Raw genomic sequence first — 19,585 nt, forward strand, 5'->3', positions numbered from 1 at the left:
GGTGGAGAATGCCGGGCATGACCCACGTGCTGGACCCTGACGCGCTGGCCGGTGGTGAGCCCACGGTCGGCGGCCCGGCCGGCACGCCGCCGGACCCCTTCGCCGACGTCACCCGCTCCGACGCCGCCTTCCGCGCCTTCCTGCACGGGCTGCCCGGCGTCGACCAGGTCGGCGCGCAGCAGCGCACGGCCGTGCTGGGCACCCGGTCGATCAAGACCACGGCCAAGGCGTGGGCGATCGACACCGCGATCTCGATGGTCGACCTCACCACCCTCGAGGGCTCGGACACCCCGGGCAAGGTGCGCAGCCTGGCCGCCAAGGCCCGCCGGCCCGACCCCGAGGACGCCTCCTGCCCCGCGGTCGCCGCGGTCTGCGTCTACGGCGACCTCGCCGGCGTGGCGAAGGAGGCGCTGGCCGGCACCGGCATCAAGGTCGCCGCCGTCGCCACCGCCTTCCCCAGCGGCCGGGCCAGCCGCGCGGTCAAGCTCGCCGACGTCCGGGACGCCGTCGCGAACGGCGCCGACGAGATCGACATGGTCATCGACCGCGGTGCGTTCCTGGCCGGCCGCTACCTCGACGTGTTCGAGGAGATCGTGGCGGTGAAGGAGGCCTGCGGGCCGGCGCACCTGAAGGTCATCCTGGAGACCGGCGAGCTGGTCACCCTGGACAACGCCCGCCGCGCCTCCTGGCTGGCCATGCTCGCCGGCGGCGACTTCATCAAGACCTCCACCGGCAAGGTCTCCCCCGCCGCCACGCTGCCGGTCTGCCTGGTGATGCTCGAGGCCGTGCGCGACTTCCGCGCCGCCACGGGGCGCCAGGTCGGGGTCAAGCCCGCCGGCGGCATCCGGACGACGAAGGACGCCGTCAAGCACCTGGTGCTGATCAACGAGACCGTCGGCTCCGACTGGCTGTCCCCCGACTGGTTCCGGCTCGGTGCCTCCAGCCTGCTCAACGACCTGCTCCTCCAGCGCCAGAAGCTCCGCACCGGCCACTACAGCGGCCCTGACCACGTGAGCGTGGACTGACATGACCAGCATGTTCGAGTACGCCCCGGCCCTGGAGTCCCGCTCCATCGTCGACCTGCGCCCCAGCTACGGGCTGTTCATCGACGGCGAGTCCACCGAGGGCACCGGCACCCCGCTGAAGACGCTGAACCCGGCCACGGAGGAGGTGCTCAGCGAGGTCGCCACGGCCTCCGACGCCGACGTCGACCGCGCCGTGCGCGCCGCCCGCCGGGCGTTCGTGAAGACCTGGGGGCCGATGCGCCCGGCCGACCGCGGCAAGTACCTGTTCCGCATCGCCCGGCTGCTGCAGGAGCGCGCGCGGGAGTTCGCCGTCCTGGAGACCCTGGACAACGGCAAGCCGATCCGGGAGAGCCGGGACGTCGACGTCCCGCTGGCCGCGGCGCACTTCTTCTACCACGCGGGCTGGGCCGACAAGCTCGAGCACGCGGGCCTGGGGCCGGCGCCGCGGCCGCTGGGCGTGGCCGGTCAGGTCATCCCGTGGAACTTCCCGCTGATGATGCTGGCCTGGAAGGTCGCCCCGGCGCTGGCCACCGGCAACACCGTCGTCCTCAAGCCGGCCGAGACCACCCCGCTGACCGCGCTGCTGTTCGCCGAGGTGTGCCAGCAGGCCGACCTGCCCCCGGGCGTGGTCAACATCGTGACCGGCGCCGGTGAGACCGGGCGTGCGGTGATCAGCCACCCCGACGTCGACAAGGTCGCCTTCACCGGCTCGACCGAGGTGGGCCGCTCGATCGCCCGCGCGGTGGCCGGCACGCACAAGCGGCTGACTCTGGAGCTCGGCGGCAAGGCGGCCAACATCGTCTTCGACGACGCCCCGGTCGACCAGGCCGTCGAGGGCATCGTGCGCGGCATCTTCTTCAACCAGGGCCACGTCTGCTGCGCCGGCTCCCGGCTGCTGGTGCAGGAGTCGGTGCACGACGAGGTCGTCGCCGCCCTGCAGCGCCGGATCGGCACCCTGCGGGTGGGCGACCCGCTGGACAAGAACACCGATCTGGGCGCGATCAACTCCGCCCCGCAGCTGGAGCGGATCCGCGAGCTCGTGGCCGCCGGCGACGCCGAGGGGGCGCAGCGCTGGCAGCCCGAGGGTGACCTGCCGGCCCGTGGCTACTGGTTCAAGCCCACCGTGTTCACCGACGTCTCCCCCGCGCAGCGGATCGCCCGCGACGAGGTCTTCGGCCCCGTGCTCAGCGTGCTCACCTTCCGCACCCCCGACGAGGCGGTCGCGAAGGCGAACAACAGCACCTACGGGCTGTCCGCCGGCGTCTGGTCGGAGAAGGGCTCGCGCATCCTCTCGATCACCTCGAAGCTGCGCGCCGGCGTCGTGTGGGCCAACACCTTCAACGAGTTCGACCCCACCTCGCCGTTCGGCGGCTACAAGCAGTCCGGCTACGGCCGCGAGGGCGGCCGGCAGGGCCTGGCCGCGTACCTGAAGGGCGATGACTGATGTCCGACCGGCTGACGGTGCGCAAGACGTACAAGCTCTACGTGAACGGGGCGTTCCCCCGCTCGGAGTCCGGCCGCACCTACGAGGTGCGCGACTCCCGCGGCCACTTCCTGGCCAACGCCGCCTGGGCCTCCCGCAAGGACGCCCGGGACGCCGTCGTGGCCGCCCGCGGCGCCTTCGGGAAGTGGTCGGCCGCCACCGCCTACAACCGGGGCCAGGTGCTGTACCGGGTCGCCGAGGTGATGGAGGGCCGCGCGGCCCAGTTCGCCGAGGAGGTCGCCGCCGGCGAGGGCCTGTCGGGCTCGAAGGCCCGCGCCGAGGTGGACGCCGCCATCGACCGCTGGGTCTGGTACGCCGGCTGGACCGACAAGCTGGCCGCCGTGCTGGGCAGCAGCAACCCCGTCGCCGGCCCGTACTTCGGCTTCTCGCTGCCCGAGCCCACCGGCGTGGTCGCGGTCCTGGCGCCGCAGCGGTCGAGCCTGCTCGGCCTGGTCAGCGTGCTCGCCCCGGTGCTGGCCGGTGGCAACACCGCCGTCGTCGTCAGCTCCAAGGGGCGGCCGCTGCCGGCGATCACCCTCGGCGAGGTGCTGGCCACCTCCGACGTCCCCGGGGGCGTGGTCAACCTGCTCACCGGTGACGCCGCGGAGATCGGACCGTGGCTGGCCGAGCACGCCGACGTCGACGCGGTCGACCTGGCCGGCACCGCCGGTCCGCTGGCGATGGAGCTGGAGCGCTCGGCCGCCGGCACGGTCAAGCGGGTGCTGCGCGCCCCGGCCGAGGAGCCGGACTGGGTGGGCGACCCCGGCCTGTCGCGGCTGCGCCCGTTCCTGGAGACCAAGTCGGTCTGGCACCCGATGGGGGTGTAGCCACCCCGGCGAGCACCGCCATGCGGACTCACAGTCCGACCCGGCAGGATGGGCGGGTGGCCAGGCCCAGCATCGTCCCCATCGCCCTGACTCTCGACGACCGCACGGGCTACACCCTGTGGGCTCCTCCGTGGGAGGAGGACGGCGAGGAGTGGCAGGCGTTCCTCGGCAGCACCGTCGACGCGGGGCCGGACGACGACCCCGACGCCGGGCCGACCGCGGTCGTGCACCTGTTCCCCTCGCCGGCCGCGCTGGCCGCCTTCTGCCGTACCAGCGCCGACCACGACCTGGCCGACCACCCGGTCTGGCCGGTCGTCGCGACGCTCGGTGCTGCGGACCTGACCCCCGACGAGGACCACCGCTACGACCTCGACGGCGTCTACGACATCGTCGCGGAGAACCCCGACCGCTGGGCCGTCGACGAGCTGGCCGCCGTCCTCGACGTGGTCGGCCGGCTGGCCGAGTGCTGCGACGCCGCCGCCACCGACGACGAGGACGACGAGGACGACGAGGACGACGAGACCGGCTTCGAGGCCGTCGCCGAGCTCGTCTCCCGCCCCGAGGCCGCGGCCCTGGGCCTGGGCATCGACGCGTTCCTCGGCCGGGAGGGCGAGGAGAGCTGGAGCCGGCTGGGCACCGCCATCGACGAGCTCTGGGAGGACGTCCTGGAGGACCTCGACGACCACCTCGACTGGTCCGGCGCCGGGACCGTCTCGGTCGACGACTACCCCTCCGCCGCCGAGGAGGCCGAGTCCCGCACCGCGGAGCCCGCCGACCTCGACGACGAGGACGAGGACGACGACCGGGACGACGTCGCCCCCGCCGACCGCCCCGCGGCCGGCTCCACCGCGGCCGCCCCGGCGGAGGCGGCCACCGCGGGCATCCGCACGATCCGCAGCGGCAGCGGCCTGACCGCCACCCCGGCCGCGGTGGCCGCGGCCCAGGAGTTTTGGGAGGCCGTCGGCATCCTGCCGGTCGAGCTGGTCACCGCGGCCGGCAGCGGCGTGACCCTGCGCTGCTACGTCGAGGACCGGGCGCGCTTCCTCGGCCGCGACGGGCAGGTGTTCGTCTTCGCCTCGCCGGTCGACCTGGCCCGCTTCTGCGCCGGCGACGAGCGGCACGACCTGAGCGAGATCGCCTCCTGGCCCGAGGTGGCCGACACCGACGTCATGCCGCTGCCCGCCGACGAGGACCGCTACGACCTCACCGAGCTGACCGAGGTGCTCGCCGAGGTCGCCGCCGGTGCCGGTGGCCTGGTCACGCACGCGGTGCTGGTGCAGCCGGCCGAGGGCGCCCTGGACCTCGCCGAGTACGCCGGGCTGCCCCGGGTGCAGCAGCGGCTGGCCGCGGGCTCACCGCTGGGCCGGGCCGTGGCGCGCGGCGAGTCCGAGCCGACCGCCCCGCTGAGCGCCGAGGAGGCGCCGGCCCTGGCCGCGGCGTGGGACGACGTGGTCGCCGACGTCGCCACCGTCCTGGTGTCCCGCAGCGACGTCCAGCGCTGACGCAGGACCCCGAGCAACGGCAACGGCCGGCCCCCGCAGAGCGGGAGCCGGCCGTTGCCGTCTGGGCCTCGTCCCCCTCACCCCGAACGTGCGAAGGGTGAGCGGGACGAGGTCCTCTCAGTAGGAGCGCGCCGGGCGGGCGGGCCGACCCGAGGAGCGCTGCCCCTCGGACGAGCCGCGGTACCCGCCGGGACGGCGGTCGCCACCGGCCGAGCGATCCCGGTCGCCGTAGGAGCGCTCGCCCGAGGGGCGGCCTCCGTACGAACGATCGCGGTCGCCGGAGGGGCGGTCGCCGCCGGCCGAGCGATCCCGGTCGCCGTAGGAGCGCTCGCCCGAGGGGCGGTCTCCGTACGAGCGATCGCGGTCGCCGGAGGGACGACGGGGGGCGCCACCGGAGCGGTACCCACCCGGACGGTCACCGGAGGGACGACGCCCACCGGAGGAACCAGCCGGCCGGCTGGAGCGGGCCGGACGGACGATCGGCTCGACGAACGTGCCGCCGGCGACGAGCTCCGCGATCGGGGCGTCGCCCGGGCGGATCCGCGACACCTGCGGGTCGAGCTTGGCCTGGCGGAACCGGCGCTTGGCCTGGCCCACCTGGTCGGGCAGCAGCAGGGAGACCACGACGCCCTTGGCCCCGGCGCGGGCGGTGCGGCCCGAGCGGTGCAGGTACGTCTTGTGGTCTGCCGGCGGGTCGTAGTGCAGGACCAGCGACACGTCGTCGACGTGGATGCCGCGCGCGGCGACGTCCGTGGCCACCAGCACCGGGCTGCGGGCGTCGGTGAACGCCTCCAGCGCCCGGCGGCGGGCCGCCTGCGGCAGACCACCGTGGATGGGCTCGGCGTTGATGCCGACGTGCTGCAGGTTCTCGGCCAGCCGGTCGGCCCCGTGCTGGGTGCGCACGAAGATGATGATCCGGCCCGGTCGGGCGGCCATGGCCTCGGCGACCTTCAGCTTGTCCGGGAAGGACACGCTGTAGGCCAGGTGCTCGGCGGCGGGACCGGAGTCCTCCGCGCGGACGACCTCGTGCCGGGCCGGGTCCTTGAGGTAGCGGCGGACCAGGGTGTCGACCTCGCCGTCCAGGGTGGCCGAGAAGAGCAGCCGCTGGGCGTCGGGGCGGGTCTGGTCGAGCAGCTCCTTGACCACCGGCAGGAAGCCGAGGTCGGACATGAAGTCGGCCTCGTCGATGATCGAGACGACGACCTCGGACAGCGTGGTCTCGCCCTGGTTGATCAGGTCCTGCAGGCGGCCCGGGGTGGCGATGAGGACGTCCACGCCACGACGGAGCTGCTGGATCTGGCGGTACATCGAGGCACCGCCGTAGACGGCGGCCAGCTGGACGCCGATCGACTGGCCGAGGGGGGCCAGGTTGTCGTGCACCTGCTGGGCCAGCTCGCGGGTCGGGACCAGGATCAGCCCGCGCGGTGCGCGGCGCCCCTGACCCGGCTCGGCGCCGAGGCGGGCGAGCAGCGGCAGGCCGAAGGCCAGCGTCTTGCCCGAGCCGGTGGCGGCCTTGCCGAGCACGTCGCGCCCGGCGAGGGCGTCCGGCAGGGCGGAGGTCTGGATGGCGAACGGGTGGCGGATGCCCTTGCGCTCGAGCGCGGTGACCAGCGGCTGGGGCAGCCCCAGCTGGGCGAAGGTCGGGCCGGTGGGCTCGGGGGTGACCTCGACCGCGGGGGCCTCGGTCTCGACGGCCTCGGGGGCGGTCGTGTCGTTCAGGGGAGTGTTCTGGGCGTCGACAGAGTCGAACGAGGACAAGCGGGGACTCCGATACAGATCGGTGCGCGTCCCGTGGTGATGCTGACCGCCGGGTGACCCGGCGTCCACACTGGTGATCGCGGCCGTCTTCGTCGACGCCAGGATCTGCACGGATGCGCTGTGCCCGGGCAGGACCGCCCGGGAGGATGACCGGCACGCGCCGGCACGATCAGGTTAGCAGCGCGGGGGCCCAGAAGATTCCCGTGTGACCAGGCTCCCTCGCAGGGGCCCGCCGCGAGCCTGCGAGTGGCGGGGGCGAGGAGGTCCCTCGACTGCTCGCCAGGGTCATCCCCGCAGGGCGTCGAAGCCGGGCCGGAGCACCTCGGTGGCGATCCGCGCCCGGGTCGCGTCGTCGGCGAACCCCGCCCGCAGCGCCCGCTCGGCCACGGTCTGCACGTCGTCCCAGCCCCAGCCGAACGTGCGGACGACGTCGGTGAGCTCGCTGGTCAGCGAGACCCCGCTCATCAGCCGGTTGTCGGTGTTCAGCGTGACGGCGAACCCGGCCCGGTGCAGCCGGTCGACCGGGTGCGCGGCCAGCGAGGGGTAGGCGCCGGTCTGCACGTTCGACGACGGCGCGACCTCCAGGGCGATCTGCTCGTCGCGCACCCGCTCGGCCACCGGGCCCAGCGGACCGTCGACCGGGACCTCGTCGGCGATCCGGACGCCGTGGCCCAGCCGCTCGGCCCGGGCGCCGTCCAGGGCGGCGACGATCGAGTCGATGCCGGCGGCCTCCCCGGCGTGGATCGTGCGGTGCGCGTCGGCCCGGTCGAGCACCGCGATCGCCTCGGGGACCCGGTCCGGCGGGAAGCCGTCCTCCGGGCCGGCCAGGTCGAAGCCGACCACGCCCTCGCCACGGCGGCGCACGACCTGCTCGGCGACCTCGACCCAGCGGTCGGCCTGCCGCATCGCGCACAGCAGGGTGCCGACGACGATCGGGTGACCGGCCTCGGCGGCCTCGCGGCTGCCCTGCGCGTACCCGTCGAGCATCGCCTCGACGACCTCGTCCAGCGACATCCCGCCGGCGGTGAGCAGCTCGGGGGCCATCCGCACCTCGGCGTAGACCACCCCGTCGGCGGCCAGGTCGAGGGCGCACTCGCGCGCCACCCGCTGCACGGCCTGCGGCCGCTGCATCACCGCGACGGTGTGCGCGAAGGTCTCCAGGTAGCGGGGCAGCGACCCGGAGTCGGCGGACTCGCGGAACCAGCGGCCCAGCGCCTCGGGCTCGTCGGCGGGCAGCTCGCGGTACCCGGCCTCGTCGGCCAGCTCGATGACCGTCTGCGGCCGCAGCCCGCCGTCCAGGTGGTCGTGCAGCAGGACCTTGGGCGCGCGGACGAGGGTCTCGGCGGTCAGCGGGAGTGCCATGCCGGAACCGTACTGACCGGCCGGTGCGCACCCGGCCACGGGCCGTCAGGTGTCGCCGCGCTCCTGCCAGCGGAAGGTGCGCACGCACAGGACCAGGCCCACGACGCACCAGACGCCCAGCACGAGCGCGACCCGGCCGAGCTCGAAGGAGCCGGCCGGCTCGCGCAGGGCGAGCTCGTCGGGCAGGAAGACCGAGCGCAGCCCCTGGGCCATCCACTTGAGCGGGAACAGCGAGGCGATCGTCTGCAGCCAGGTGGGCACCTGGTCGAAGGGCAGGAAGACGCCGGAGATGAACTCCAGCACCAGCGCGATCGGGGTGACCGTCGCCGACGCCGAGCGGCTGTTGCGGGCCAGCGTGGAGACGGTGATGCCCAACAGCGTGCAGGCGGCGGCCCCCAGCGCGGCGACCCAGGCGAAGGTCAGCCAGTCACGCCCCGACGGCAGCGTGATGCCGTACACGAACACACCGATCAGCAGCAGGATGACGATGGTCGCGACGGCGACCGCGAGCACCTGGACGACCTTGCCGATGAAGTAGGCGCTCTTGGGCATCGGCGTCCCGGACAGGCCCTTCAGCGTGCCGTCGGAACGCTCCCCGGCGATGTGGATGGCCATGTTCTGCAGGCTGGCGCCGAAGATGCCGACCGCGATGATCCCGGCCATGAAGTACTGCGGGAAGTCGACGCCGGACCCGAGGTCGTAGTCGAGGATCGCGCCCAGGGCCAGCAGCAGGATGACCGGGAAGAACAGCGTGAAGACGACGGACTCGCGCTGCCGGAAGAACTCCTTGAGCTCCACCCCGGCCCGGGTCCGGCAGACGGCCGCCAGCGAGGGCAGCGGGCGGTCCTGGGTGCTGGTCACGATGACATGCTCACTCACTGCCGTGGCTCACCGATCATGCGCAGGTAGACGTCCTCGAGGCTGGGGCGGGCCACCGCGAGGTCGGGCACCTCACCGGGGAACCGGGCGGCCAGCTCGGCGACGAACGCCGTGGGGGTGGCGGTCTCGGCCGAGCGCCGGGCGCCGTCCTCGGTCCAGTGCACGACGGCCGGTGCCGTGCCGCGCCCGCCCAGCTCGGCCGGGACGGCGACCTCGACCAGCCGGCCGCGGGTGATGACCCCGACCCGGTCGGCCAGCTCTTCGGCCTCGTCCAGGTAGTGGGTGGTGAGCAGCATCGTCGTCCCGAGCTCGCGCAGGGAGCGGATCAGCGACCAGAACTGCCGGCGTGCCTCGGGGTCGAAGCCGGTGGTCGGCTCGTCGAGGAACAGCAGCCGGGGGCGGCCGACGATGCCCAGGGCGACGTCGAGCCGGCGGCGCTGGCCACCGGAGAGCGTGCGGCCCCGGGAGCCGGCCTTCTCGGTCAGCCCGACCAGGTCCAGCACCTCCTCCGGGTCGCGCGGGTCCGGGAAGTAGGCCGCCTGCGCGCGCAGCAGCTCGATGCAGGTCAGCTGGCTGTCGCCGGCGCCGGACTGCAGCACGATGCCGATGTCGGACTTCCAGCGCCGGCCGCCGGTGGCCGGGTCGACGCCGAGCACCCGGACCTCACCGCCGTCCCGACGGCGGTGGCCCTCCAGGATCTCCACGGTGGTGGTCTTGCCCGCCCCGTTGGGTCCCAGCAGCGCGAAGATCTCCCCGCGCGGGATGTCGAGGTCCACGCCGTCGACGGCGTTGCGGTCGCCGTAGCGGCGGACCAGGCCGCGCACCGAGATCGCGGCGTCCGGGTCCAGCGGCGTGCTCGGGTGCACCGCGCCGGGAACGGTCGCAGCGGGCGTTCGGGTCACGAGGCGACAGTGTCCTCCACGCACCTGTGGCCGCGTCCATGGAGTCCCAGGGCGCCGGGAACGCACCCCTGGGACTCCATCAGGCGGTGATGCGGTCCAGGACCAGGGGCAGGGGGACGTCGTCGGTGTCGACGCCGATCGCGCCCTCCAGCGCCTCGAGCGCGCGCGGGATGCGGGCCGGGTCGTCGGTCTGCAGCTCCAGCAGCGGCTGCCCGGCGGTGACCTGCTCCCCCACCCCGGCGGTCCAGACGACGCCCGCCGCGGCCGACACCGGGTCCTCCTTGCGCGCCCGGCCCGCGCCCAGCCGCCAGGCGGCCACGCCCAGGGCGTAGGCGTCCAGCCGGGTGAGCGTGCCGGTGGCCGGGGCGGTGACCACGTGCCGCTCGGCCGGCTGCGGCAGCGGGGCGTCGGGGTCGCCGCCCTGGGCGCTGATCATCCGGCGCCACACGTCCATCGCCCGGCCGTCGGCCAGTGCGTCGGCGGGGTCGACGTCGGTGCGCCCGACCCCGGCCAGCATCTCCCGGGCCAGCGCCAGGGTGAGCTCGACGACGTCCGCGGGGCCACCGCCGGCCAGCACCTCGACCGACTCGGCCACCTCGACGGCGTTGCCGGCGCTGCGGCCCAGCGGGCGGTCCATCGCGGTGACCAGGGCGACGGTGTTCACCCCGGCCGCCTCACCGAGCCCGACCATGGTGCGGGCCAGCGTGCGGGCGTCGTCCGGGTCGCGCATGAAGGCACCCGAGCCGGTCTTGACGTCCAGGACCAGCGCGTCGGCGCCCTCGGCGATCTTCTTGCTCATGATCGAGCTGGCGATCAGCGGGATCGACTCGACCGTGCCGGTGACGTCACGCAGCGCGTAGAGCACCTTGTCGGCCGGGGCGAGGTCGGCGCCGGCGGCGCAGATGACCGCTCCCACCTCGCGCAGCTGCTCGAGGTAGGCCTCCTCGTGGACGTCGGCCCGCCAGCCGCGGACGGCCTCGAGCTTGTCCAGCGTGCCGCCGGTGTGGCCCAGACCGCGGCCGGACAGCTGCGGCACCGCCACGCCGCAGGCGGCGACCAGCGGCGCCAGCGGCAGGGTGGTCTTGTCGCCGACGCCACCGGTGGAGTGCTTGTCCGCGGTCGGGCGGCCCAGCGAGGACAGGTCCTTGCGGACGCCGGAGTCGATCATCGACTGGGTCCAGACGGCGAGCTCGTCGGGTGACATGCCGCGGAAGAACACGGCCATGAGCAGCGCGCTCATCTGCTCGTCGGGCACGACACGGTCGGTGTAGGCGCCGATCACCCAGCGGATCTGCTCCGCGCTCAGCGGCCGGCCGTCGCGCTTGGCCCGGATGACGTCGATGGCGTCGAACGGCTGGGTCATCGGGACGCCGCCGCGACCAGGTCGTCGGGGCCGAACGCGTCCGGCAGCACCTGGCTCATCGGCACGATGCCCAGCGAGACCGTCTCCAGCAGCATGTCGCGGCCGCCGTGCTCCCACAGCAGCTGCCGGCACCGCCCGCAGGGCATCAGCGGCTGCCCGTCACCGCCGACGCAGGCCACGGCCACCAGCCGGCCGCCGCCGCTGCGGGCCAGGTCGGAGACCATGCCGCACTCGGCGCACAGGCCCAGCCCGTAGGAGGCGTTCTCGACGTTGCAGCCGGTGACCACCCGGCCGTCGTCGACCAGGCCGGCCACGCCCACCGGGAACTGCGAGTACGGGGCGTAGGCGTGGGTCATCGCCTCGCGGGCAGCGCCGCGCAGCGCGTCCCAGTCGATGTCGGGCACTAGTGCTCTCCTCGTCGGTAGACCAGGCCGTCGGCCTTCGGCGGACGCAGCCGCTGGGAGGCCAGTGACAGCACCAGCAGCGTGATCAGGTGCGGGGTGAAGGAGACCAGGCCCTCGGGCAGCTCGTCGATGGTCAGGTAGCCGACCAGCGCCGCCGCGGCGAACACGGCGGCGACCACGGCCTGGGTGGTCTTGCGGCGGGTGGCCTGCCAGATCGCCACGCCCAGCAGCAGGACGGCGATGAGCAGGAACAGCGCGACGACCGCGGTGCGGCTGCGCAGCTGCAGGGCGTCGGAGAACCCGAACAGCCCCGCGCCCGCGGCCAGCCCGCCCGGGCGCCAGTTGCCGAAGATCAGCGCGGCCAGGCCGATGAACCCGCGACCGCCGGTCTGGCCCTCGCGGTAGATCGTGGCGATGAAGACCAGGAACACACCGCCCAGGCCGGCCAGCGCGCCCGAGATGATCACGGCGATGTACTTGAGCCGGTAGACCGGGACGCCGAGGGAGTCGGCCGCCGCCGGGTTCTCCCCGCACGAGCGCAGCCGCAGGCCGAAGGCCGTGCGCCACAGCAGCAGGTAGGTCGCCGGCACCAGCAGGACGGCGAGCACGGTCAGCACACCGACGCCGCTGGTGAACCCGCGCAGCAGCCCGGCGAGGTCGGACACCAGGAACCAGTGCCGGTTCTCCAGGTCACCGAGCAGGTCGGGTCCCGACGACAGCACCGGCAGCGAGAAGCTCGGTGGCGACGACGACAGCGACGGCGACTGGGTGACGCCACCACCGGCGGGGTTGTCGGTGTAGACCAGCTCGGAGAGGAAGCGGACGACGCCGTCGGCGAGGATGTTGATCGCCACGCCGGAGACCACGTGGTCGACCCCGAAGGTCACCGTGGCGATCGCGTGCAGCAGCCCGCCCGCGGCGCCGAACACGGCCCCGCCGATCAGCGCACCGGCCCAGCCCCACTGGTAGCCGGCGTAGCCGGCGCCCCAGGTGCCCAGGACCATCATGCCCTCGAGGCCGATGTTGACCACGCCCGCGCGCTCGGAGAACAGCCCGCCCAGCGCGACCAGCACCAGCGGGACGGCGAGCAGCAGCGCGGCGGAGAACGTCGAGGACGACGTCAGCGCCTGCTCGCCGGAGACCACGCGGACGGCGGAGACCAGCACGACCAGCCCGACCAGCAGGTAGGCCAGCTTGCGCGACCGCGACCCGCCGAACACCCGGTCGGTGAGCGTGCCGCGGCTGCCTGCCGTCGGCGTCTTCATCGCGGTGCTCATCGCTCGACTCCGGTCACGTTGCTCTCCTCGGTCGCCGGCGCTGCCTGCGGAACTCGCTCGACCGTCGTCCTCGCGACGCTCATGCCCCTGCTCCCTCACGCTGGTCGCTGCGGCCGCCCTCGCCGGTGGCGGTGCGCAGACCCGGTCCGGTGCCCGAGCCCGGGCCGTCGTCCGGCGGGGGGCCGCCGTCGGGGCCCTGGCCGCCGCCGGTGCTGCCGTCGCCGGTGGCCGGCGGCGCCACGGCGTTGCCGCGCTCGGCCGAGCGGCGGGTGAGCCGGCGCGAGACCTCGTTGGCGATCACGACCGACAGCACGATCGTCCCCTGGATGATCGTGACCACCGAGGCCGGGATGTCGGCGAACTGCAGCGGGATGGCCGCCCGGTCCAGGAAGCCGAACAGCAGCGCGCCCAGCGCGATCCCGATCGGCGAGTTGCGGCCCAGCAGGGCGACCGCGATGCCCAGGAAGCCCAGACCGGCGGTGAACTCGGTGCCGTAGCTGTGCTGGTCGCCCAGCAGGTCGGGCAGGCCGATCAGCCCGGCGATGGCCCCGGAGATGAGCATCGTCTTGACGACCATGCCGCGGGCGTCGACGCCGCTGGCCGTGGCCGCCGAGGGCGACAGGCCGCTGGCGCGCAGGTCGAAGCCGAACCGGGTGCGCTTGATGAGCACCGCGACCACGACGCCGGCCACGACCGCGACCAACAGGAAGCCGTACAGCTCGGTGCGCGGCTGGGCCAGGCCCAGGGCGCCCAGCAGCCCGTTGAGGCCGGGGAACCAGCCCGACTCCGGGATGACCTTCGTGATGATGATCTGGGCGCCCTCGGGGCTGCCCCGCAGCGGCCCGGTGAGCAGGAAGGACGCGATGCCGAGCGCGATGAAGTTCAGCATGATCGAGCTGATCACCTCGCTCACGCCGCGGGTCACCTTGAGCACCGCGACGATGCCGGCCCAGATCGCGCCCACGGCCATCGCGACCACGATGATCAGCAGCACGTGCAGCGGGCCGGGCAGCGCGACGGCGGCGCCGGCCGCAGCGGCGAGGATGGTGGCCAGCCGGTACTGACCCTCGACGCCGATGTTGAACAGGCCCATCCGGAAGGCCACCGACACCGCGAGGCCGGCGAGGAACAGCGGGACGGCGCGGTTGAGGACCACCACGATCGCCTGCGTCTGCTGGCTCGGGGTCTCGCCGAAGTCGAACATGACCCGGACGGCGTCGAACGGGTTCTGGCCGATGAGGGAGATGACGATCCCGGAGATGACCAGGGCGACGACGATGGCCAGCACCGGCGCGAACAGCGCCAGGCCGATCCTGCGCAGCACGCTCATGCCGCACCCGCCGTCGAGCCGGCGCCGGTCATGTGCGAGCCGAGCTCCTCCGGCGTGAGCCTGGCCGGGTCCAGGGTGGCGACCAGGGCCCCCCGGAGCATGACGTGCAGCGTGTCCGACAGGCCGATCAGCTCGTCGAGGTCCGCCGAGACCAGCACGATCCCCATCCCCTCAGCGCGGGCGTCCTTGAGCAGTTCCCAGATGACCGACTGGGCGCCGACGTCGACGCCGCGGGTCGGGTGGGCGGCGATGAGCAGCCGCGGCGAGGCGCTCATCTCCCGCCCGACGATCAGCTTCTGCTGGTTGCCGCCGGACAGCGCCACGGCCGCGGTGTCCGGGCCGGGTGCCCGCACGTCGTACTCGCGCATGATCCGGGCGGTGTCGGCCCGGGCGCCCTTGCGGTCGATGAAGGGGCCCTTGACCGCCGGCGGGCGGGTCTGGTGCCCGAGGATCCGGTTCTCCCACAGCGGGGCGTCCAGCAGCATGCCCTGGCGGTGCCGGTCCTCGGGGATGAAGCCCAGCCCCTCCTCGCGGCGGCGGCGGGTCGACCAGGAGGCGATGTCGTCCTCCCCCAGCACGATGCTGCCGGCGGCGAGCGGCCGCAGGCCCATGATCGCGTCGACCAGCTCGGCCTGACCGTTGCCCTCGACGCCGGCGATGCCGACGACCTCGCCCTCCCGGACGGTCAGGGACACGTCGTCGACCAGGGCGCGGCCGCCGGGGGCGGAGACGGTCACCCCGCGCAGCTGCAGCACCGGCCGGTCGCGCACGGTCGACGTGCGGGTCTGCGGCGTGGGCAGCTCGGCGCCGACCATCAGCTCGGCCAGCTGCTTGGCCGAGGTGGTGGCCGGGTCGGCGGTGCCCACGGTGGTGCCGCGGCGGATGACGGTGATGGAGTCGGCGACCTTGCGCACCTCGTCCAGCTTGTGCGAGATGAAGATGACGGTGAGGCCCTCGCGCTTGAGCTCGGCGAGGTTGCCGAACAGCTCGTCGACCTCCTGCGGGACCAGGACGGCGGTCGGCTCGTCGAGGATCAGCGTGGTCGCCCCGCGGTAGAGCACCTTGGCGATCTCCACGCGCTGGCGGTCGCCGACGCCGAGGTCCTCGACCAGGGTGTCGGGGTCGAGCCCGAGGGAGTACCGGTCGGAGATGTCGCGGATGCGGCGGCGGCCCTCGGCCCGGTCCAGCCGCCCGCCCTTCGTCGGCTCGCTGCCGAGCACGACGTTCTCCAGCACGGTGAAGTTGTCGGCGAGCATGAAGTGCTGGTGCACCATGCCGATCCCGGCGGCGATCGCGTCGGCCGGGCTGCGGAAGGTGACCGGGCGGCCGTCGATGAGGATCTCGCCCTCGTCGGGGCGGTGCATGCCGTACAGGGTCTTCATCAGCGTCGACTTGCCGGCGCCGTTCTCCCCGACGATCGCGTGCACCTCGCCGCGGGCCACCCGCAGCTCGATGTCCTTGTTCGCCACCACGCCGGGGAAGCGCTTGGTGATGCCGCGCAGCTCGACCGCCAGCGGTGCCGAGGTGTTCAACAGGTTCTCCAGGGTGCCGGGGTGTCCGCGGGACCAGGGGCGGTCGCGGAGGACGGGAGCGGGACGTCCTCCGGCCGTGAGCGGACCGGACGTCGTCCGACGCGCAGACGGTACACACGGAAAACGGCGGGCCGGCTGGCGTGTACCGCCACCCGACCCGCCGTCTCCGCAGCGATCAGCGCGAGCTGATCAGGGAGCCGTGGGGACCGTGATCGCGCCGGAGGTGATCTGTCCGGCGTAGTCGTCGATCTGGCTCTTGATGTCGTCGATGAAGCCACCGGTGTAGGACAGGCCGACGCCCTCGGTGGAGAGGTCGTTGACGATGTCGCTGCCGCCGGTGACCGAGCCCTCGCTGAAGTCGGTGATGAAGCCCTGGACGGCGTTGTCGACCCGCTTGAGCATCGAGGTCATGATCACGGCCTTCTGGGCCGGGTCGTCGACGGTCTCGTACTGGTCGGAGTCGACACCGATCGCGCGCTTGCCGGAGGCGGCGGCGGCGGTGAAGACGCCACCACCGGAGGCCCCGGCGGCGTGGTAGATGATGTCGGCGCCGGCGTCGTAGATGCCCTGGGCCACGATCTGGCCGCGCGCGGGGTCGGCGAACCCGGAGAAGTCACCGGCCGGGGAGATGTACTGGACGTCGACGGTGATGCCCGGCTTGGCGGCCTCGGCACCGGCGGCGAAGCCGGCCTGGAAGGTCTGGATCAGCGGGGTCTCGACGCCGCCGACGAAGCCGACGTGGTTGGCCGTCGACTTCAGGGCCGCGGCGACGCCGGCGAGGAACGAGCCCTGCTCGGAGGCGAACTGCAAGCCGGTCACGTTGCCGGCGCCCAGCGGCTGGCCGTCGGGACCCAGGCCGCTGGAGTCGACGATCGCGAAGGTCGTGTCCGGGAACTCGTTGGCGATGTCGCCGATGATGTCGCCGTACGCGAAGCCGACCGCGATGACCGGGTTGAAGCCCTGCTCGGCCAGCTGCGAGAGCAGCTCGGGCCGGTTGGAGGCGTCCTCGTTGGGGGTGAGGTCGCGCAGCTCGCCGCCGAGCTCGTTGACCGCGTTCTCCATGCCCGCGTAGGCGGAGTCGTTGAACGAGTTGTCGCCGCGGCCGCCGGTGTCGTAGGCCAGGCCCACCTTGAGGGCGGCGCCGCTGGGGCTGCCGCCGGCGCTGCCGCTGCTCGCGGTGCCGCCGCTGGTCTCGTCACTGGCACAGGCCGACAGGGCCATGCCACCGGCCAGCAGCAGTGCTGCGGCCTTCATCCCACGCGCTCGGCGCAAGACGCTCTCCTCTCTCAGAGGGCACGCCCGACGGTCGTCGGCCGCGCCCCGGTGCGGTGTGTCGTGCAGGGCCTCCGCCGTCCGGTCACCGCTGGTCGAGCGGCGCGCCCTGGCGACGGCGACCCAGGCACGCTAACCGCGGCCCGGGTCGACGTGACCCCCCGGAGAACGGATAGAGACCCGATCGTTGCCAACGGGCAACACCCCCCACACACCGGACGGCCGATCCTGAGACGGCGCCCACATCCGGCGGGCGGACCGGTCCGTCCGGGCCCGCACGGCCGCGGCGGGTTAGCGTCCGGTCATGCGCCTGTCCCTGCCCCTGCGCCGGCCGGCCGCCGTGCTGCTCGTGGCCGGGTCCGTGCTGCTCGGTCCCGCCGGCCCCGCCGCCGCCCAGGGCCTGGCGGTCGACCCCTCGGCCCCCACGCCGACGGCGCCCTTCGCCGGCCCGCCGCCGCAGGGGGCGGCCCCCGACGGCAGCACCGTCGGCGGCGCCGCGCTGGGCACCCGCGACCTGGTGACCGTGCCCGGCGCCCCGCCGCTGCCCGAGGGCATCGACGCGCGCGGCTGGCTGGTGGCCGACGCGGGCACCGGCCAGGTGCTCGGCGCCCGCGACCCGCACGGCCGCTACTACCCCGCCAGCACGCTCAAGACGCTCACGCTGCTCGCCCTCGCCCCGGTCCTCGACCGCGGCCGGGTCGTCGAGGGCACCACCGAGGACGAGGCCGTCGAGGGCAGCCGGGTGGGCCTGGTGCGCGGCGGGCAGTACCCGGTCGACCTGCTGTTCCGGGCGCTGGTCATGCAGTCGGGCAACGACGCCGCCAACGCACTGGCCCGCACGGCCGGCGGGGTGCCGGCCACGCTCGCCGCGATGAACGCCACGGCCCGGGAGCTCGGCGCCTTCGACACGGTCGCCGGGACGCCGTCCGGGCTGGACGTCGCCGGGCAGTCCTCCTCGCCCTACGACCTGGCGCTGATCATGCGGCGGCTGGTCGAGGACCCCTACACCCTCGACGTGCTGCGGACCCCGACCGCCGACATCCCCGGCGTCCCCGGGCGGGCCGAGGGCTACCAGATCCAGAACCAGGACACGCTGCTCGTCGACTACCCCGGCACGCTGGGCGGCAAGACCGGGTTCACCGACGCCGCCCGGCACACGTTCGTCGCCGCCGCGGAGCGCGACGGCCGGCGGCTGGTGGTCAGCGTGATGCAGGCCGAGCGCCGCCCGGTGCACGAACTGGAGCAGGCGAAGCGGCTGCTGGACTGGGGCTTCGCCACCCCCGCGGCCGCCGGCGGGGTGGGCCGGCTGGTCGCCCCGGCCGAGGCCGCGCGGCTCACCTCGCCGCCGCCGAGCCCGACGCCGTCCCCCACCCCGAGCCCGACGCCGACCCCGGCGGCCGCGGCCCCGCCCGCTCCCCTGGTGGCAGGCGCCCCGGGCGCCACCACGGCCGGGGAGAGCCCGCTGGTGCCGATCGGCCTGGGCGTCGGCGCGGTGCTGGTCGTCGGCGCGACGCTCGTGGGGCGTCGCCGCGCCCGGCGGCCGGCCCCGGCCACCGGTGGTCCGGTCAGGCGTCCTCCGGCGCGCGGGGACGGCCCGCGGCGCTCCGCCGGCTGACCAGCCGGCTGCCGACCGCACCGGCCACCGCGCCGGCGCCGAAAAGCCCCAGCGCCACCCTGACCGGGCCGGGGCCGGGGCCGCGCTCGTCGACCAGGGCCACCTCCGGCAGCGGGGTGGGCCCGGCCGGCCCGTGCGGGACGAGGGTGTGCGCGTGCTCGATGGCCGGGATCGTCGCCGTCCAGGAGGCGGTGAAGAAGGCGAACCGGGCGACCACGTTGATCCACACGACCAGCCCGACGAAGCTGCCGAGGGTCTGGGCGGTCACGTTCTGCCCGATGACGCTCAGGTACCAGTTGCCCACCAGCTTGAGCACCTCGAAGCCGACCGCACCGAAGACGGCGCCGGGCAGCAGCTGCCGGACGCCGAACGGGTTGTCCGGCACGCCCTTGAGCACCCACAGGAAGACCAGGGTGTCCCCCACCAGCGCGAGCCCGATCGCGACCGCGCCGGTGAGCAGGAACGAGCCGGGCTGCTCGTCGAGGCCCAGCAGGTCCAGCACCCGGGACGACGCCGCGGTGGCGCCGGTGGTCAGCGCGATGCTCAGCGCGCCGGCCGCGCCGAGCCCGAGGAGCGCGCCGAGGTCCTTGGCCCGGTCGCCGAGGAAGTCGGGCGGGTCGGGGCGGCCGCGCCAGACGACGTCCATGCCGACCCGCAGCTTGTCCATCGCGCCCAGCCCGACGAGCAGGAAGCCGGCCAGGCCGACGACCCCGAACGTGCCGGCGCTGTCGACGGCCCCGTTGACCTGGTCGGCGAGCTGGCGGCCGGTGTCCCCGGGCACGGCGTCCCGGATGCCGCGCACCAGCTGGTCCTCCAGCAGCGGGTCGCCGCGCAGCACGAACCCCGCGATCGCGGCCACCAGCAGCACGACCGGGAAGAGCGCCAGGAAGACGTAGTAGGTCACGCCGGCGGCCAGGACGTCGCCCTGCGCGCGGTTGTAGTGCCCACCGGCGTGCACGAGGTGGTCCAGCCACGGACGGCGGTCGCGCTGGCGCCGCAGCAGCGCCCGGGCCGCACCCACCCCGCGGCCGATCGGGTTGCTCACCGGGTCGAG

16 protein-coding genes are annotated in these 19,585 nt (G+C 74.2%); 5 read left to right on the top strand and 11 right to left on the bottom strand.

Annotated elements, in window-relative coordinates:
• Positions 1–17 precede the first annotated feature (17 nt).
• From deoC to ACGBYP_RS07250, 4 genes are read left to right on the top strand one after another with little or no spacing between them, the layout of a single operon-like run.
• Positions 18–1,025, top strand: coding sequence for a deoxyribose-phosphate aldolase (gene deoC, locus ACGBYP_RS07235; protein WP_411582594.1), 1,008 nt, complete (start codon positions 18–20; stop codon positions 1,023–1,025).
• A 1-nt stretch (position 1,026) separates the two neighbouring features.
• Positions 1,027–2,469: an aldehyde dehydrogenase family protein gene (locus ACGBYP_RS07240; RefSeq protein ID WP_411582595.1), complete on the top strand. Its 1,443-nt coding sequence runs from the start codon at positions 1,027–1,029 to the stop codon at positions 2,467–2,469.
• Positions 2,469–3,335, top strand: coding sequence for an aldehyde dehydrogenase family protein (locus ACGBYP_RS07245; protein WP_411582596.1), 867 nt, complete (start codon positions 2,469–2,471; stop codon positions 3,333–3,335). The genes ACGBYP_RS07240 and ACGBYP_RS07245 overlap by 1 nt, the downstream gene beginning before the upstream one ends.
• A gap of 56 nt (positions 3,336–3,391) precedes the next feature.
• Positions 3,392–4,837 carry a hypothetical protein gene (locus tag ACGBYP_RS07250; RefSeq protein ID WP_411582597.1) on the top strand — a complete coding sequence of 482 codons (1,446 nt, stop codon included), beginning with the start codon at positions 3,392–3,394 and terminating at the stop codon, positions 4,835–4,837.
• A gap of 117 nt (positions 4,838–4,954) precedes the next feature.
• Here the strand turns inward: ACGBYP_RS07250 and ACGBYP_RS07255 are convergent, their stop codons facing one another.
• The 10 genes from ACGBYP_RS07255 to ACGBYP_RS07300 all read right to left on the bottom strand — a co-directional run bounded on the left by ACGBYP_RS07255 (position 4,955) and on the right by ACGBYP_RS07300 (position 16,916).
• Positions 4,955–6,595, bottom strand: a complete 1,641-nt coding sequence (locus ACGBYP_RS07255; protein WP_411582598.1) for a DEAD/DEAH box helicase — start codon at positions 6,593–6,595, stop codon at positions 4,955–4,957.
• A gap of 285 nt (positions 6,596–6,880) precedes the next feature.
• Positions 6,881–7,957, bottom strand: a complete 1,077-nt coding sequence (locus ACGBYP_RS07260; RefSeq protein WP_411582599.1) for an adenosine deaminase — start codon at positions 7,955–7,957, stop codon at positions 6,881–6,883.
• Between the two features lie 45 nt (positions 7,958–8,002).
• The gene (locus ACGBYP_RS07265; RefSeq protein WP_411582600.1) at positions 8,003–8,818 is read right to left on the bottom strand and encodes an ABC transporter permease; all 816 of its coding nucleotides are present in this window, start codon (positions 8,816–8,818) and stop codon (positions 8,003–8,005) included.
• A gap of 14 nt (positions 8,819–8,832) precedes the next feature.
• A complete protein-coding gene (locus tag ACGBYP_RS07270) occupies positions 8,833–9,738 on the bottom strand; it encodes an ABC transporter ATP-binding protein (RefSeq protein WP_411582601.1) in 906 nt (301 codons plus the stop codon).
• Positions 9,739–9,817: 79 nt separating this feature from the next.
• Positions 9,818–11,101: a thymidine phosphorylase gene (locus ACGBYP_RS07275; RefSeq protein WP_411582602.1), complete on the bottom strand. Its 1,284-nt coding sequence runs from the start codon at positions 11,099–11,101 to the stop codon at positions 9,818–9,820.
• Positions 11,098–11,505: a cytidine deaminase gene (locus ACGBYP_RS07280; protein WP_411582603.1), complete on the bottom strand. Its 408-nt coding sequence runs from the start codon at positions 11,503–11,505 to the stop codon at positions 11,098–11,100. Before ACGBYP_RS07280 ends, ACGBYP_RS07275 begins: the two co-directional genes overlap by 4 nt.
• Positions 11,505–12,782 (bottom strand): ABC transporter permease, encoded by a 1,278-nt coding sequence (locus tag ACGBYP_RS07285; RefSeq protein WP_411582604.1) that lies wholly within the window; start codon positions 12,780–12,782, stop codon positions 11,505–11,507. The genes ACGBYP_RS07280 and ACGBYP_RS07285 overlap by 1 nt, the downstream gene beginning before the upstream one ends.
• A 79-nt stretch (positions 12,783–12,861) precedes the next feature.
• Positions 12,862–14,112, bottom strand: coding sequence for an ABC transporter permease (locus tag ACGBYP_RS07290; RefSeq protein WP_411582605.1), 1,251 nt, complete (start codon positions 14,110–14,112; stop codon positions 12,862–12,864).
• On the bottom strand, positions 14,109–15,644 hold the full coding sequence (locus tag ACGBYP_RS07295) for an ABC transporter ATP-binding protein (RefSeq protein ID WP_411582606.1): 1,536 nt from the start codon (positions 15,642–15,644) through the stop codon (positions 14,109–14,111). The genes ACGBYP_RS07290 and ACGBYP_RS07295 overlap by 4 nt, the downstream gene beginning before the upstream one ends.
• Positions 15,645–15,833: 189 nt before the next feature.
• Positions 15,834–16,916, bottom strand: a complete 1,083-nt coding sequence (locus ACGBYP_RS07300; protein ID WP_411582607.1) for a BMP family lipoprotein — start codon at positions 16,914–16,916, stop codon at positions 15,834–15,836.
• A gap of 304 nt (positions 16,917–17,220) precedes the next feature.
• Between ACGBYP_RS07300 and ACGBYP_RS07305 the strand changes: the two genes are divergently transcribed.
• Positions 17,221–18,531 (top strand): D-alanyl-D-alanine carboxypeptidase family protein, encoded by a 1,311-nt coding sequence (locus ACGBYP_RS07305; protein WP_411582608.1) that lies wholly within the window; start codon positions 17,221–17,223, stop codon positions 18,529–18,531.
• On the opposite strand, the gene ACGBYP_RS07310 is transcribed toward ACGBYP_RS07305, so the two are convergent.
• On the bottom strand, positions 18,482–19,576 hold the full coding sequence (locus ACGBYP_RS07310) for a YihY/virulence factor BrkB family protein (protein ID WP_411582609.1): 1,095 nt from the start codon (positions 19,574–19,576) through the stop codon (positions 18,482–18,484). The genes ACGBYP_RS07305 and ACGBYP_RS07310 overlap by 50 nt on opposite strands.
• Positions 19,577–19,585 lie beyond the last annotated feature (9 nt).

Origin of the sequence: Modestobacter sp. SSW1-42, from assembly GCF_046635825.1 — a bacterium.
In the GTDB taxonomy this organism is placed as follows: Bacteria; Actinomycetota; Actinomycetes; order Mycobacteriales; family Geodermatophilaceae; genus Modestobacter.